The 15,925-nt window shown below is 33.7% G+C and carries 14 protein-coding genes; 11 read left to right on the forward strand and 3 right to left on the reverse strand.

Annotation, left to right across the window (positions count from 1 at the left end; genetic code table 11):
- Nucleotides 1-16 precede the first annotated feature (16 nt).
- From AB671_RS08425 to AB671_RS08475, 11 genes are all read left to right on the forward strand, one after another.
- Nucleotides 17-892, forward strand: a complete 876-nt coding sequence (locus AB671_RS08425; RefSeq protein WP_066678777.1) for a pirin family protein — start codon at nt 17-19, stop codon at nt 890-892.
- A gap of 136 nt (nt 893-1,028) precedes the next feature.
- Nucleotides 1,029-1,346, forward strand: a complete 318-nt coding sequence (locus tag AB671_RS08430) for a GNAT family N-acetyltransferase (RefSeq protein ID WP_066678775.1) — start codon at nt 1,029-1,031, stop codon at nt 1,344-1,346.
- A gap of 76 nt (nt 1,347-1,422) precedes the next feature.
- Nucleotides 1,423-2,322: a pirin family protein gene (locus AB671_RS08435; RefSeq protein WP_066678773.1), complete on the forward strand. Its 900-nt coding sequence runs from the start codon at nt 1,423-1,425 to the stop codon at nt 2,320-2,322.
- Nucleotides 2,323-2,355: 33 nt separating this feature from the next.
- Complete coding sequence (blaCPS, locus tag AB671_RS08440; RefSeq protein ID WP_066678772.1) at nt 2,356-3,228, forward strand: CPS family subclass B3 metallo-beta-lactamase; 873 nt, start codon at nt 2,356-2,358, stop codon at nt 3,226-3,228.
- 44 nt (nt 3,229-3,272) lie between these two features.
- The gene (locus AB671_RS08445) at nt 3,273-3,803 is read left to right on the forward strand and encodes an NADPH-dependent FMN reductase (RefSeq protein WP_066678771.1); all 531 of its coding nucleotides are present in this window, start codon (nt 3,273-3,275) and stop codon (nt 3,801-3,803) included.
- Nucleotides 3,804-3,972: 169 nt separating this feature from the next.
- Nucleotides 3,973-4,371: an OsmC family protein gene (locus AB671_RS08450; protein ID WP_066678769.1), complete on the forward strand. Its 399-nt coding sequence runs from the start codon at nt 3,973-3,975 to the stop codon at nt 4,369-4,371.
- Nucleotides 4,372-4,373: 2 nt separating this feature from the next.
- Nucleotides 4,374-4,655 carry a GNAT family N-acetyltransferase gene (locus tag AB671_RS08455; RefSeq protein ID WP_185114093.1) on the forward strand — a complete coding sequence of 94 codons (282 nt, stop codon included), beginning with the start codon at nt 4,374-4,376 and terminating at the stop codon, nt 4,653-4,655.
- Between the two features lie 348 nt (nt 4,656-5,003).
- Nucleotides 5,004-6,578, forward strand: a complete 1,575-nt coding sequence (locus AB671_RS08460) for a sodium:solute symporter (protein ID WP_066678768.1) — start codon at nt 5,004-5,006, stop codon at nt 6,576-6,578.
- Nucleotides 6,579-6,604: 26 nt separating this feature from the next.
- On the forward strand, nt 6,605-7,606 hold the full coding sequence (locus tag AB671_RS08465; protein WP_157444168.1) for a WG repeat-containing protein: 1,002 nt from the start codon (nt 6,605-6,607) through the stop codon (nt 7,604-7,606).
- 346 nt (nt 7,607-7,952) lie between these two features.
- Entirely contained in the window at nt 7,953-8,804 is an 852-nt protein-coding gene (locus AB671_RS08470; protein ID WP_066678764.1) for a transketolase, read from the forward strand.
- Nucleotides 8,805-8,892: 88 nt separating this feature from the next.
- A complete protein-coding gene (locus tag AB671_RS08475) occupies nt 8,893-9,837 on the forward strand; it encodes a transketolase family protein (protein WP_066678760.1) in 945 nt (314 codons plus the stop codon).
- Nucleotides 9,838-10,064: 227 nt separating this feature from the next.
- Here the strand turns inward: AB671_RS08475 and AB671_RS08480 are convergent, their stop codons facing one another.
- The 3 genes from AB671_RS08480 to AB671_RS08490 form a co-directional block, all read right to left on the reverse strand.
- Nucleotides 10,065-10,454, reverse strand: coding sequence for a hypothetical protein (locus AB671_RS08480; RefSeq protein WP_066678758.1), 390 nt, complete (start codon nt 10,452-10,454; stop codon nt 10,065-10,067).
- A 68-nt stretch (nt 10,455-10,522) separates the two neighbouring features.
- On the reverse strand, nt 10,523-10,993 hold the full coding sequence (locus AB671_RS08485; RefSeq protein WP_066678756.1) for an Lrp/AsnC family transcriptional regulator: 471 nt from the start codon (nt 10,991-10,993) through the stop codon (nt 10,523-10,525).
- A gap of 128 nt (nt 10,994-11,121) precedes the next feature.
- A complete protein-coding gene (locus tag AB671_RS08490; RefSeq protein WP_066678755.1) occupies nt 11,122-15,921 on the reverse strand; it encodes a translocation/assembly module TamB domain-containing protein in 4,800 nt (1,599 codons plus the stop codon).
- Between the last annotated feature and the right edge of the window lie 4 nt (nt 15,922-15,925).

The following is a 15,925-nucleotide window of genomic DNA, read 5'->3' on the forward strand; positions in this document are numbered from 1 at the left end:
AATTAAAACATCTATTATGACAACAAAAAAAATAGAAATCGTAGTTCCGCCAAAACCTGCTCATTTTGTAGGTGATGGTTTCAGAGTGCACAATTTTATTCCGGGAGCTTATCATTTAGATATGAAAAGAATGGATCCGTTTATTATGCTTGATTATAATTCTAAATTTCATTTCAATGGTTCAGAAACGCCTCGCGGAGTTGGAGTTCATCCACACAGAGGTTTTGAAACAGTAACGATCGCATATCAAGGAAAAGTAGAGCATCATGACAGCGCAGGAGGCGGTGGCATCATTGGTGAAGGAGATATACAGTGGATGACTGCAGCAAGTGGAATTTTACATAAAGAATATCACGAAAAAGAATGGTCAAAAACGGGAGGAATTTTCCAGATGGTGCAGCTATGGGTAAACCTTCCTGCAAAAGATAAAATGAGCAAGCCAAAATATCAGGCGATTAAAAACTCAGAAATAAAAAGAGCAGATTTAGGTGAAAACGGCTTAGTAGAAATTATCGCCGGAGAATATCAAAATATAAAAGGTTCTGCCACGACATTCAGTCCCGTGAATTTAATGAATGCCAAATTAAAATCCGGTGGAAAAGCAGAATTTAATTTTCCTGCCAATTTTAATACCGCAGCTTTGGTGGTTGAAGGAAACATCTTAGTGAATGGTGAAGAAAAAGTAAAAACTGACCATTTGGTTTTGTTTAAAAATGAAGGCGAAAACTTTACGATTGAAGCAACAGAAGATTCTGTAGTATTAATTCTCAGCGGAGAACCTTTAAATGAACCAATCTTTCCACATGGTCCTTTTGTAATGAACAGCAGAGAAGAAATCATGCAGGCTTTTGAAGATTTCAATACCGGAAAATTCGGGTATTTGGAAGATTAATTTACAATTATTAATTATACTATTTGTCATTCTGACGAAGGAAGAATCTCTTTTAAATAAGATTATTCACTATGCTTTCCTTCGTCAGAATGACAAAAATTAAAAATAAAATCACAACTTTAAAAATATAAACATCATGAAACCAGAATTTGAAAATATTCCATTAGTAAAAAACGAAGATAAAAAGAGATTTGAAATTGAAGTAAACGGTCATTTCGCATTTATCGATTATAAAGAAACAAGTCAGCGAATCGCTTTAATTCATACCGAAGCTGAGCCTGAATTAGCTGGAACCGGAGCTGCCGCTGCAGTGGTTGAAAAAACGTTGATCTATATTGAAGAAAGTGGCAAAAAACTGCTTCCGTTTTGTCCGTATGTTTTTGCATACATCAAAAAAAATCCGGATTGGAAACGTATTGTAGACGAAAAATTTGAAGGTTACGATAAACTTTAATTTTTATTAAAGTAGCCTTAAATAGAATAAATTTTAATTAAATTAGCTATCCACAAAAACTAAAATCACAATATTCATGTCAAATATCGGACTTATATTAGAAGAAAAATCCGCAGATATCGGAAATTTTTTAGTGGGAAGATTGTTGCCTTTCCGTGAAAAAAGAGCGGTTGGTCCTTTCGTTTTTATCGATCATATGGGACCTGCAGAATTAAAAGATTATCAAAATCTTGATGTTCCGCCACATCCTCACATTGGTCTTTCTACTTTAACTTACCTTTTGGAAGGTTCTATTTTTCACAGAGACAGCATTGGAAGCGCTCTTGAAATAAAACCGGGCGCTGTAAACTGGATGACTGCCGGAAAAGGCGTTGTACATTCTGAAAGAACTCCTGAATATTTAAGAAATACAGATAAAAAACTTCACGGATTTCAAATTTGGGTAGGTCTTCCAAAACATTTGGAGCAAAGCGAACCTACTTTTCATCATATTGAAGCCAATGACCTTCCGGTTTGGGAAGAAGGCGAAGTTCATTATAAATTGATTGCAGGTGAAGCTTTTGGTAAAAAATCTCCGGTTCCTGTTCACAGTAAATTATTTTTTATTGAAATTAAAACTAAAACAGCACAAAAGATCAGTATCGGAAAAGATCTTTATGGTGAAGCGGCAATGTATGTTTTAGACGGAACAGTAAACATTGAAGATAATTCTTACGGTTCAAAACAATTGCTGATTGCCAAAAACACGCAACTTTGTGAGTTTGAAATGAGTGAAAACGGAACCGTTTATCTTTTCGGAGGTGAACCTTTTGATGAAGAACGTTTCATTTTCTGGAATTTTGTAAATTCAGACAAAGAAGTAATTGATCAGGCAAAAGTAAACTGGAATGACCAGAATCATGACGCTTTTCCTTTGGTTCCCGGAGACGAACAGGAATATGTTCCGCTTCCTAAAGCCATTTTAAACAGAAAATAGAAGCAATATTTTATAAACAGCTCGATTTTACAGATGAAAAACCTGACACTTTTATTTTTACTATGCCTATCTTTTTTTGGAACTGCACAAACCGTAACAGAGCCTAAAAATAATCCGACAGAATGGTCAAAAGACTACGAACCTTTCAAAATTGTGGGTAATTTGTATTATGTCGGAACTTATGATCTTGCATCTTATCTTATCGTGACCGATAAAGGCAATATTTTGATCAACACAGGTTTGGCAGATTCTTATTCTACCATTAAAAAAAATATCGAAAAGCTGGGTTTTAAATATAAAGACGTTAAAATTCTTACTTTAACGCAGGCTCATTATGATCACATGGGAGCAATGGCTCAAATAAAAAAAGAAACCGGTGCAAAACTTTATGTTGACGAAAAAGATGCAGAAGAGCTGAAAAGTGGAGGGGAGTCTGATTACGAAATGGGAAAATACGGCGTTACTTTCGAACCTGTACATCCTGATTTTCTTTTAAAAAACAATGCTAAAATAAAATTGGGGAATACGGTATTGACTTTACTTCATCATCCCGGTCATACAAAAGGATCTTGCAGTTTCTTATTTGAGTCCAAAGAAGGAAATAAAAACTATAAAGTTCTGATCGCCAATTTACCTTCGATCATCATTGATCATAAATTTTCGGATGTAAAAAAATATCCTACCATTCAAAAAGATTATGGATATACTTTTGAAGCGATGAAAAAAATAAATTTCGATGTTTGGGTAGCTTCACATGCAAGTCAGTTTGATCTTCATAAAAAGCGGAAAGAAGGAGATGCTTACAATCCGAAATTATTTATGGATAAAGAAAATTATTTTAAAAGACTTAAAAATCTGGAAAACGATTATCTTGAAAAAGTAAAAGAAGATTCAGCGAAAAAATAATTAATTTCAGGATCTTTCTTTTTTAAAATTTAAAACAAATAAACATGAAAATATTAGCATTTGCAGGAAGTACTTCTTCCACATCTATCAACAGAGAGCTGGTAAAATTTGTTCTGAAAAACTTTCAGGAACACGAGATCAATTTGATCGACCTTAATGATTTCACGATGCCTGTATTTTCTGTTGATCTTGAAAAGAAAGGGTTTCCGGATGAAGCGCATAACTTTTTAAAGCAAATTGAAGAATGCGATGTTATTTTCTGTTCTTTAGCTGAGCACAACCGTTCTTACTCGGCGGCTTTTAAAAATGTATTCGACTGGGCTTCGAGGATCAATGTAAAAGTTTTCCAAAATAAACCGATGTTTTTGATGAGCACATCTCCGGGAGGTTATGGAGGCGGAAATGTAATGAATACTGCAAAAACTTTTTTCCCGCAGTTTGCTGCAGAGGTGAAAGAAACTTTTTCATTACCTAAATTTTACGAAAATTTCGATTTGGAAAGCGGAGTTATCAATCCTGAAATGCTGAACGATTTAAATAATAAAATAGAAAGTTTTAAAAATCAGATTGCTTAATTAAGATTGGTGTGAATCGGTGAAATCTGTGGGACTTTTTTAACCACAAAAGCCACAAAAGCTTTAGACATATAATTCACATAAATTTTAAGTAAAATAATAATGTTGATAAAGAACATATAAGTTTTGAAAATCTTCTAACATCTAACATCTAACATCTAACAAAAATATGGCTGTAACTGTAAAAGCAAGTTTAGGCAAAACAAAATATTATACGGAAGTTGTCGCAGGCGAAAACCGTCTGATCACTGACGAACCCATCGACAAAGGCGGACAAAACAAGGGGTTTAATCCTTTTGAGATTCTCGCAACTTCTTTGGCAAGCTGTACTGCAGCCACTTTAAGAATGTACATCGACAGAAAAGAATGGGACGTTGAAAAAATTGACGTAGAAGTCGAGCTGGAAAACTTCCCTTTAACAAAACTCGCGGTTTTTAAAAGAAACATAAGTTTTGAAGGAAATGATCTGAGTGAAGAACAACTGAAAAGACTTCACACCATTGCAGATGCTTGTCCAGTACACAAAATGTTAAATAACGAAATAGAAATACAAACCAAATTTTCTTAAATATGATAGACGTAAAACAAAACAACGACGAAAAACACGGAAGCTTTGAAGCATTGATAGATGGAAGAAGAGCTGGGTTAATGACCTATACTTGGGCAGGTGAAGACCGATTCATCATCGATCACACCGAAGTTGAAGAAGCCTACAACGGAAAAGGTGTAGGAAAAGAAATGCTGATAAAAGCAGTAGAATTTGCAAGAGAAAATGGCAAAAAGATCATTCCTCTTTGTCCGTTTGCAAAAGCAACTTTCCAGAAAAACGAAGACTTGCGGGATGTTTTATAAAGCGGGATATTAAGCTCCCACAGATTGCACAAATTTTCGCAGATGATTGAGAATAAGATCTGTGCTAATCTGTGCAATCTGTGAGAAAAAAATAAATCGCCACGAATACACGAATTTAACCGTTACTATTTTCATTAACAAAAATTCGTGCATTCGTGGCAAAAAAAATTACAAGTTATTCGTCCGTGAAGAAAGAATTTTAATTGATTTTTCTTCACGGATTTTTTTATTTTAAATCAAATCTTAGTTCATGTAAATTACAATTTGTCCAAAACTTTCATCATTAAATATCCAACATCCAGCTACATTCGAAAAAAAACTATATTTGCTGAAATTTAAATTGTAAACATGAATTCCGGAACTATACTTTTGCTATTTGTTTTTGTTTATTTCATTGGTCTTTTGGTGATCTCTTATTTTACGAGCCGAAATTCTGATAACCAGTCTTTTTTCATCGGAAACAAAAAAAGTAAATGGTGGCTCGTTGCTTTCGGGATGATTGGAACCAGCTTAAGTGGAGTTACCTTTATTTCCGTTCCTGGAACGGTCGGTAAAATGACCGGAAGCGAATATATTTTCGGTGGTTTTGAATACTACATGATGGTGATCGGGTTTTTCATCGGATATTTTATTGTGGCAGCAATATTACTTCCACTCTATTATAAGATGAATCTGACCTCGATCTACACCTATTTAGGAAAAAGATTCAATGTAGAAGCGCATAAAATTGGTTCTGTATTTTTTATCGTTTCAAGAGCAATCGGAGCGACAGCAAGATTATATTTGGTAGTCAATGTTTTACAGATCTTTTTATTGGAAGGTTTGGGTGTTCCATTTTGGGTAACCGCTTTGGTGCTTTTATTAATGGTACTTTTATACACTTTTGAAGGTGGTGTAAAAACCATTGTCATTACCGATACCTTGCAGACTTCATTCATGATTATCAGTTTAATTGCGTGTATTATTTACATTTTATCCAATTTAAATTTATCTTTTGGCGAAGCTTACACAATCTTAGAACAGAAAAATTATACTCATTTCATCAATTTTGATCCCAATTCCAAGACATTTTTCCTCAAAACTATTTTAGGTGGAATTTTTATTACCATCGCCATGACAGGATTGGATCAGGAAATGATGCAGAAAAATATTTCGGTTGACAATCTTCAGAATTCAAAGAAAAACATGTTAACTTTTGCGGGAACTTTGCTTTTTGTAAATCTTGCGTTCTTATTTTTAGGAGGTTTGCTTTATCTTTTTGCTTTACAAAATGGTGCAGAATATTCTCAAATCACGAATATGGTAGATGGAAAAGAAGTCGTTTCTAATATTTTTGGGTTTAAAGATTCTGCAGGAAATATCAAAAACGTAATGGGCGATGATCTATTCCCGTCTTTATCTCTTCAAGGGCATTTTCCTATGATTATTTCTGTCATCTTTATTATCGGATTAATTTCCGCTTTATTCCCTTCTGCGGATGGAGCTTTAACGGCGGTTACAAGTTCATATTGTGTTGATCTTTTAAGTCTTAATGAAGACAAAAGCAAAACCGAAAAAGAGAAAAAACGCCTGAGAATGAAAGTTCACTTGATTTTTACCGTTGTTTTCTTTATTTTAATCATGGTTTTCAAAGCAATGAATGACAAGTCGATCGTTTATTTAATCATGGAAATCGCAGGTTACACTTACGGACCACTTTTAGGACTTTTTGCCTTCGGAATTTTCACCAAATTTAGAATTTCTAAAAAATATTCTATCCTTACGGTTACAATTTTAGCACCGATTTCAACTTATATTATCAACACGTTAGTAACTAATTATACAGATTACAGAATCGGTGTAGAACTGATTATCTTGAATGGATTGTTAACTTTCATTGGATTGTGGTTGGTGAAAAACAAGAATTATTTGAAGGTGGTTTAATTATTAATCATTTAAACAACTTAAAGATGTTATTAAATAAAACAAGATTATTAATCACAATAATTACATTATTAGTTGTTACAAGTAAAGTTTCTGCCCAAGATTACATGGCTCAATTTTCCAATAAAATAGATTTTAATATTCTTAATGAAATTATTAAAATGTCAGATGATACAGTGTATGTTAGCAACACAAATCATTTATCAAAAGATGGTCTTTTCTATTTTTATGATAAAAATGGAAATAAAGCAATTGAAATGGGTTATGAAGTTGCTTATCCCTTTACAGGAAAAACGGCAATTGTTAAAAACAACGGCAATTGGGGGCTTATCAATCGCCTCGGTGAATTTATTTATCATTCACAATTTCCTGTTCCAATAAAGTTATCTTCTTATGAAAAATATGGAATTTTTGATGATGGAGAAATTTTTGATAACGGAGGAATTATATACGATTTAAAAAGTGGGACACAACAATCCGGATTCATCAACTGCGCCGAGCCTGTAACTCCTGATTATTTTATTATCAAAACAAAAGCAGGAAAATATAAACTGATTTACCGAAAAGAAGAAAAATCTATTTTTAAAACAGAAATGGACTCAATTGTTCCGCAGGAATTCATGATGTATGATGAAAGACCTAACTTACTCATTTTGAAAAATAAAGACAAATATGGATTATCTCTTTCTAATGGTCAGGAAATTTTGAAAATTAAACATGAAAAAATTCAGTTTTTAGGAAAGTATATAATGTTACTTGAAAATAAAGTTTGGAAATACTACATGTTTGAAAATAACAAATTAAACTTAATTATTTCTTCCGAATTTCAATGTACTAGTCCGACTTATCAAAGCAATGCTATTGGTGTATATTCAAAAGATAAAAAATACAATATATTAAAAATCAATGGTGAAAATTTATCTCAAGACTTCGATTACATTAGTGGAGAGGGAACTTTGGGTATTATGAACAATTCACTCGTGATATTTAATTCAAAAACTAATTTTTATATTTTTTATAAAAAGTAAAATTACTGTCAAAGTAAGTGTCTGTTTAAATATTTCCCATCATTTTTTTTAGTATAATTCAGATATAGAGATGACGAAGCGACGACGGAGAAACCAAAGAAGAAAATATTCTATCAAAAAGGCGTTATTCTGAGTTTGTTTAATTTTTTTGATAAAATCGTTTTAACTTAACTTTTAATAATTTGACTAAGGCTCGCTTTTTTTTATAAAATATCACTCATAAAAACTTTTCAAAGATTTTCAACTTTGACAAAGAGTACATAAAATCCGGATTTAATGTCTGGATTTTTCTATTTCCATAAGCCGACAAAAAATTGTAAATTTGCATGCAAATAAATCCTAATATATGAGTAAAAGTATTGAAGAGCTGAAATCTCTTACAACACAAATCAGAAGAGACATTTTAAGAATGGTTCACGCTGTAAATTCAGGGCATCCAGGTGGAAGTTTGGGCTGTACTGAGTACTTCACAGCATTGTATGGTAAAGTAATGAACTACAATCTTCCTTTCACAATGGAAGGTAAAAATGAAGATCACTTCTATCTTTCAAACGGACATATTTCGCCAGTTTTCTATTCTACATTGGCTAGATTCGACTTCTTTCCGGTTGACGAATTGAAAACTTTCAGAAAATTAGATTCAAGATTGCAAGGTCACCCAACCACTCACGAAGGTCTGGAAGGAGTAAGAATTGCTTCAGGATCTCTAGGACAAGGTCTTTCTGTAGCTTTAGGTGTTGCACAGGGAAAAAAATTAGATGGTGATACCTCTTTAGTTTACTCTCTTCACGGAGACGGAGAATTACAAGAAGGACAGATCTGGGAAGCTTTGATGTATGCTGCAGCCAACAAAGTAGACAACATTATTTCTACCATCGATTACAACGGACAACAAATTGACGGAAGCACAGAAAATGTACTTTCTTTAGGAAATCTTCATGCAAAACTAGAATCTTTCGGATGGACAGTTTTGGAAGAGAAAAACGGTAACGATCTTGAAGCGGTAATTGCAATTTTAGAATTAGCAAAAACTGAAACAGGAAAAGGAAAGCCAGTTGTAATTATCCTTCATACAGAAATGGGAGCTGGTGTAGATTTCATGATGGGAACTCACGCTTGGCATGGAAAAGCTCCAAATGACGAGCAATTGGATACTGCTTTCAAACAATTGTACTTAGAAGCTCCAGCTGATTATTAATTATAAATGATAAATTATCATCGATAAATGATACGATTCAATATCATTGATCACACATCATTTATCAATTATCAAAATTTAAATTCTCATGAAATATACATATACAGAAAAAAAAGATACACGTTCAGGTTTTGGGGCTGGTTTAGCTGAATTGGCTGATAAAAACCCAAATGTAGTTGCATTGTGTGCAGACCTTATCGGTTCTTTGAAAATGGAAAAATTCATCGAAAAAGCTCCTGAAAGATTTTACCAAGTGGGGATTGCAGAAGCAAACATGATGGGTCTTGCTGCAGGTTTAAGCATCACGGGAAAAATTCCTTTCACCGGAACTTTCGCTAACTTCTCTACATCTAGAGTGTATGACCAAATTCGTCAGTCAATTGCATATTCAGATAAAAACGTTAAAATTTGTGCTTCTCACGCGGGTCTTACATTAGGAGAAGACGGAGCAACACACCAAGTTTTAGAAGACATTGGGATGATGAAAATGCTTCCTGGAATGACGGTTATCAATCCATGTGATTACAACCAAACAAAAGCTGCAACCTTAGCAATTGCTGATCACCAAGGTCCTGTATATTTAAGATTTGGTAGACCAACTGTTCCAGTTTTCATTCCGGAAGATATGCCTTTCGAGATTGGAAAAGGAATTCTTTTGCAAGAAGGAACTGACGTAACGATTGTTGCAACAGGTCACTTGGTTTGGGAATCTTTGGTTGCTGCAGATGAGCTTGAAAAAGAAGGTATTTCTTGTGAGGTAATCAATATTCACACGATTAAGCCTTTAGACGAAGAAATCATCTTAAAATCTGTTGAAAAAACAGGTAAAATTGTAACTGCTGAAGAACATAACTACTTAGGTGGTTTAGGTGAATCAGTTGCAGGAATGTTGGCAAGAAAAAGACCTACAAGACAGGAATTTGTTGCGGTAAACGACACTTTCGGAGAGTCTGCTACACCAGCTGAATTAATGAAAAAATATAAAATTGACGCTGCTGCTGTAAAAGAAGCGGTAAAAAGAATTTTAGCATAATATTTTTCTCAATACTATTGAAAAGCATCCAAATTTTGGATGCTTTTTTTATTTCACAAAGGTAGCGCTCCTACGCAGCGCGTCTTACCTATTCTATCTTATCTCTACACAGATATTGCTCCTACGGAGCAATTCATTTATTAGTTTCGTTGATACATTTTCAGATAAGATTGTAACTATAAAAGCCGACTATTGTCGGCTTTTATATCTAAAATATCTTTAAAAGATTATTTGAAAAATTTCCACTTTGGGATAATTGCCAACATTCCAAATCCTGTAAAAAGGAAAAGGTTGGTAACATCTGTGTATAAAAATGTTGATAAATAATAATTATGCATCAGGAAATGGAAAACCAATAGTATAGGAAAGGCAAACATCCCTATTTTTCTGTAAAAAAACATCAGAACAAGGCTTATCATCATTAAGGCATCAATCGTGAAAATCACGTAGAAATACCATCTTGGTATATTAAGATATTCATGCTGAAGATACTCGTCAACATCGATCCCCATCCCCATAATTGTAAACAAGAGCAGAGAGGCCAAAGCCAAAATAAAACCCCATCCTTTCTTTGGATCTACATCAAAATAGCTGTATTCTTTATATTCCTTTTCCATAGTGCAAAAATAAAGAACTTATGAATGATTTCATAAGTTCTTAGGTATTTATATCGTCTAAAATTTGATTAAATCGAGATTGCGTTGATCAATCTGTTTTTATCGCTTAAGAATTCTTCCATAGAAATCATAGATTCAGTTCTCATTACGTCCTGAATATCATCGATCTGATAGATGATCCTTTTTGCGTCGTTTGTATTTTTAGCTCTTACCTTACAGAAGATATTGTATTTTCCAGAGATTACACTCGCTTCGATAACGTTTGGAATTGTTCCTAACTCTTTCAAAACCTCTTGCGTACGGTTTGATTTTGTTAAAAGAATTCCGATAAAAGCGGTGAAATGGTAATCTAATTTACCATAATCAAGATTAAGAGATGATCCTAAAATAATACCTGCATCTTCCATTTTCTTCACTCTTACGTGAATTGTACCCGCAGAAACGTCCATCTGCTTAGCAATTTCTGTAAAAGGCATTCTTGTGTTTTCTACTAAGAAATCAAGAATTTTCTTGTCTATTTCGTCCAGTTGATAGTTCATATTAGTGAAATTATATTTTTCCTAAAAAATCGATAAATTTTTTACAAAATTAAAAAAAATAATTAAACTAAAAAAATAATATCAAACATTAACAATAATTAACACATATGATAAAAATCATTAAAAATTTACGGCTTTTTGGCACTTGATTTTACAGAATCTGTTTTTATTTCAGTTTCGGAAGGAGTCAACTTTTTGTCTTTTTTCTTCTTTTTGAACAAAGAATTGAAGCTTTTACTCCAAACAATACCTCCACCATACGCCTGATTTGCAGAACCATTCGTACCTACAGTTCCTACACCCATTCCGATATTGGTGGGTTTAGAATAGCCTCTCAAGACCAATGTACCATCGTTTTTCTTAGAAATATCATATTCTACCGATCCTTCTCCAGAAAGATAGTTGTTGCTCGTACTTTCTGTTTTAGTAAGTGGAATTCCTAATCCTGTTTTCACTGTAATTCGGGGTGATAAATCAAAACTAACACCAGCATTAGCACGGTCTCCACTATTCGAAAACTGATCGTTCCCTTTTACGTAATTCAAATCAATTTGAAATTCATTACTCACCGTATTCAAAACAGAACCAAGCTGTTTTAATAACATATTATAACCGGAAGACTCTGCTATTCCTGCAGCATCAATAGTAAGTCCACCTCCAGAATTGGTAACATTGAACATATTAAGCAACAAAATAGAACCAAATTGTAAAACGTTTTCACCTTCGGTCTGATTAATCTTTGCTGCCAAAGTCTCTTTTACCTGACTGGAAACATCCAAAGCTGTAACATTCAAAGCAATTTTTGGATCATTTAAAGTATTAGTGATATTGGCCTGCAACAATACACTAATCGGCTGCAATTGCCCCATATTAAGGTATTGTCCGGCATTAGAAACCATTCTTACATAATTGGCAGAAATATCCAACGCGGGCTTCATCGCATCGCCATCCCAACGAATGCTGCTACTTTTTTGAATTTGGAAAGTTCTGTTAAGAATCGCTTTAGAGACGAAAGTTCCACTGTCTACCATATATGATCCGTTCATTGCAATATTTCCTTGTCGATTCATTTGGAATCTCAGGTTATTAGCCATCCCCTTCACTGTAATATTTCCTACATCATCACCTACCAAAACATTTACCGTAGTTCCTTTATCAACATCTAAACTAAAATCGATATTCATATTGGCTCCGGTCTTTTTCTTTTCATCTAAAGTGACTAAACCATCTTTTCCTTCTTTCAAAAACCTCAACATTTTAAATTCTTCAACATTAGAAGTAGAACTAGAGTTGAAAGTAAATGTACTCCCGTTTAAAGCCTTCATATTTGGAGTAGAAAGGTTTAATGCAGAAACCGGTCCATCAACATATAAATCACCTTGTCCGTAAACTCTTCCCCAAAACAGATCGTAATCCTTTTGTGTAGTATTCAGCATCAATAAATTATCAGCTCTCATTACGAGGTTGACTCCCATTGACGATAAAGTTTCAAATTGTATCGCCCCGGAAATTGTTCCTGAAGAATTTGATCTTCCGTCGTGAACACCAATATTATTTAAAATCGCCAAACCTTTAGAAAGCGGAATTACGGTATCATCAAATGAATAATCTACACCGGTAAATAAAAGTTTTAACCCAAATTCTTTTAAAGCAATATCTCCACTGTAATCAAGATTTTTCAGAGTACCATTTATTTTTAAATCTCCGGTTGCTTTTCCTCTTAAATTACCAAAAATAGTCTGTACAAATTGTTGGGTAAAAGCTAAGTCAAAATCTCTTAATTCTGTGGTAAGATCAATTGTTGGTGAAGGTGTATTATTGTTTACTGTTCCCGTAAGGTGCAGATTATTATTACCAATAACTCCCGCTGAAGCCACTCTTACATCTACATCATAAACATTCAGAGAGAAACCATTCACGGCAGAGATTGTCACATCTCCCATATCATTACCATTCATCATAATGTTATCAACGGTAAGATCTACTAAGGGCTGCAACGTGCTTTTGTCCATTTTAATTTTCACATTACCATTAGCCAGACCTTTTATATCCATTGGGTTTCCTCCCGACTGCATTTCTAAAATCTTTTCTATAGCAAAATTCTGAACTTCAGCATCTACATAAAAATCTTTGGCCGATTTAAAAATAGATTCATTAATCAACAATGAACTATCATCCGAATAAATTTTCAAATTATGAATTTCAAAATCAGATGTTTTTCTACGATAACTTATATAATGATCAAGATCCGGATTGGTATCAATCGACCATTTTACATTATTTAAATTAACTTCAGTAGGCTCAAATCTGAAAACATAATCGCCTTCAGGATTTGTTGACTGATTAAAATTGATTGCATAATCTTTAAGGCTTTCATTAAGTTCGTCTTCCGGACTTCCATGTTTAAAACTGGTTGCAATCCTTAAAACTGAATTATTATCGTTTTTGCCGGTAAGTATTACATCTTTCAGAATGTTTTTATTGTATTCTAGTCTGTTGATTTTTGCGTAAAGTTGCTGCTCAGTATTTGCGGTATTAATTCTTACCATCACACTCTCTACCATCGCGCTGTCGCGGGTAACGACTACCCTATCATCAATTTTATAATCAGGATTAGCTTCTGCCAAAGCGTGGTCTGCTTCGGTAATTTCTTCCTTTTTCGTCATGATATACTTCAAAGAAGCTGCATCAAGATTCAGAATTAAATTATTTGAATTTCCATCATATTCTCCTTCCACTTTTGCACCTTGAGGAAGTTTCAAATCAGGCATAAAATAAGCAACCAAGCCTTGTTCAACATCAAAATTCATAGCAAAAGCCTGATTACGGTATAATTTTCTGGGTTCAGGACCCACCAGAATTTTACCTAAACCATTTTCTACCATTCCTGTTAGATCGGCAAGATTATATTTTCCAGAAATTTTTCCGTTTACTGCACCTGGTGCATCTACCAAAATAGAACGTTCTCCACCTTCTACAAAGGTCTTTAATTTAGCGTTCGGAATGTGATATTTCTGATCTGCTGTTGCAAAATTCACATTGAAAGCCTCTACGTCCAAATTCAAATCATTGATAGTAGACATTGCCATTTTACCATTTACTCTACCGCTTACGATCTGACTTCCGGCTTTGTTGGTAAAATAATTCATATTCAAATAAGTAACATCGGCATCTACATTGGCAGAAATTCTTGAGGTACTAAAATCTATTAAACCTTTTACAGTTGCTTTTGCCTGTTCATCATTTACAGTAATCAATCCGTTGTATTTTTTATGATCTAAAAGACCATCCAAAACCACATTATTGATTTCCTTATTCATAATCTCAATGCTTGAAATCTGAGATTTTGTACTCAAACGCATCGTATTCACATCAAAACTCTGTCCGTCTAAATTAAATTTACCAGAAATTAAACCAACAGCTTTGCTTTTAGTAATAACAGAAGTATTTAAGTCATTAACTTCGGCATATCCTTTATACTTTGGCAGCGCCGTACTATAATCCGTTAAAGAGAAATTAGAAATTTTTGCCTGTCCGATTCCCGTCATCAGATTTCCTGAAGAAACAAAAACCTGTTTGGGAGTTACTTTCGCAGTTCCGTTATATTTTAATTTACCAAAATCATCTGCAAAGTTTTTCATCTTTGAAGAAACGAAAGTCGGCATCATTGCTTTCAAATCTTTATAGGTAAAATCGGCTGAAAGATCTTCGGTTTCTATGGTAAAATCACCTCTTAGCAAATGATTGGCTTTCAGTTTTTTTGTTGCAATATTTACCGAAGGATTTCTGATCAGAAAGTTTTCTAAAGTAAAATGATTTAATGGGCCTATCATTTTTCCGCTTGCATTGAACGGAATAAAATTATCCCAATTAGTCACAAAATAAGAGATATCATAACCACTTATCTGGCTTCCCAATTTCATATTCATATCCCATTTTACTTTATTGGTAAAATCTGCCCACGAACCTTTATTTAAATTAAATTTAATATCGCCCTGAAGAAGCGAATGGTCTGTATTTAAAGTAAGGTCTCCCAAAGCCAGAAAATCTTCTGTCATCGAAAAATCTGTCGAAAAAGTTTCTACAAAATGAGATTTCCCCCATCTTTTGGTGGTAAAAGTAAAATTATCGATACGCGCATCAATGTTTACGCCTTTTACTTTTACTTTTGGAACAATAAGATTGACGTTTGTTGCTGTTAACCATTTTCCAGGCTCTCCCGGAGAATTTTGGTTAACAATAGAAACTTTAGAATTTAAAATTTCCAGACGTGCATTCAGTTGAAAGGGAGGTTTTTTCGGGTCTCTTTTTTTTCCGCTGTCGAAAAGTTGTGTAAAACGAATGAAATTTGAAATACTATCACCTTTATAAGTGATCACCTTTATATCAGCATCATTAAGTTTCAACCCATTAAAACTCAAAGAATTATTTTTTCCGATATTGGTTGCCAAAGAAAACCAGTCAGAATTAGCTTTGAATTCTCTTACCTTAATAAAGTCTAAATTTTTATAATCTTTTATTTTTAAACCTTTAATAGTAACATCTCCAAAAAAGTCTACCTCTACACTTTCGGTAGACATTTTCGCCTTAAAATCTCTGTTTACGATTTGTAAAGCCTGATCTGCAGCCCATCTTTTGGTTACCGGTAAATTAATAGCAATTAAAACAAGAACGATGATCGAAAAGAGTGTCCAGAAAAGAAATAATAATAATTTTGCCCACCAAGAATAGCTTACCACATCTTTAGCAGCCTGTTTACCAAACTCTTGCGCAGTATCTATCGGATGATTTATAGCGTCGGAAGCTAGTTCAGAAGCTTCTTTTACGGTCTCCTGAACATTTTCCACGGTCTTCTGCACCTGATCTCCCAGATTTTCAGCTACCGATTTTTTGTTCTCATTTTCGTTATTATTCTCTAACTTTGCCATTATT

The organism is Chryseobacterium sp. BGARF1, from assembly GCF_001677955.1.
In the GTDB taxonomy this organism is placed as follows: Bacteria; Bacteroidota; Bacteroidia; order Flavobacteriales; family Weeksellaceae; genus Chryseobacterium.

Coding starts and splice junctions, on each gene's coding strand:
- AB671_RS08430 (WP_066678775.1), top strand. CDS start 1,029: ATGAAACCAGAATTTGAAAATATTCCATTAGTAAAAAACGAAGATAAA.
- AB671_RS08455 (WP_185114093.1), top strand. CDS start 4,374: ATGATAGACGTAAAACAAAACAACGACGAAAAACACGGAAGCTTTGAA.
- AB671_RS08470 (WP_066678764.1), top strand. CDS start 7,953: ATGAGTAAAAGTATTGAAGAGCTGAAATCTCTTACAACACAAATCAGA.
- AB671_RS08490 (WP_066678755.1), bottom strand. CDS start 15,921: ATGGCAAAGTTAGAGAATAATAACGAAAATGAGAACAAAAAATCGGTA.
- AB671_RS08450 (WP_066678769.1), top strand. CDS start 3,973: ATGGCTGTAACTGTAAAAGCAAGTTTAGGCAAAACAAAATATTATACG.
- AB671_RS08435 (WP_066678773.1), top strand. CDS start 1,423: ATGTCAAATATCGGACTTATATTAGAAGAAAAATCCGCAGATATCGGA.
- AB671_RS08460 (WP_066678768.1), top strand. CDS start 5,004: ATGAATTCCGGAACTATACTTTTGCTATTTGTTTTTGTTTATTTCATT.
- AB671_RS08475 (WP_066678760.1), top strand. CDS start 8,893: ATGAAATATACATATACAGAAAAAAAAGATACACGTTCAGGTTTTGGG.
- AB671_RS08480 (WP_066678758.1), bottom strand. CDS start 10,454: ATGGAAAAGGAATATAAAGAATACAGCTATTTTGATGTAGATCCAAAG.
- AB671_RS08485 (WP_066678756.1), bottom strand. CDS start 10,993: ATGAACTATCAACTGGACGAAATAGACAAGAAAATTCTTGATTTCTTA.
- AB671_RS08465 (WP_157444168.1), top strand. CDS start 6,605: ATGTTATTAAATAAAACAAGATTATTAATCACAATAATTACATTATTA.
- AB671_RS08425 (WP_066678777.1), top strand. CDS start 17: ATGACAACAAAAAAAATAGAAATCGTAGTTCCGCCAAAACCTGCTCAT.
- AB671_RS08445 (WP_066678771.1), top strand. CDS start 3,273: ATGAAAATATTAGCATTTGCAGGAAGTACTTCTTCCACATCTATCAAC.
- blaCPS (WP_066678772.1), top strand. CDS start 2,356: ATGAAAAACCTGACACTTTTATTTTTACTATGCCTATCTTTTTTTGGA.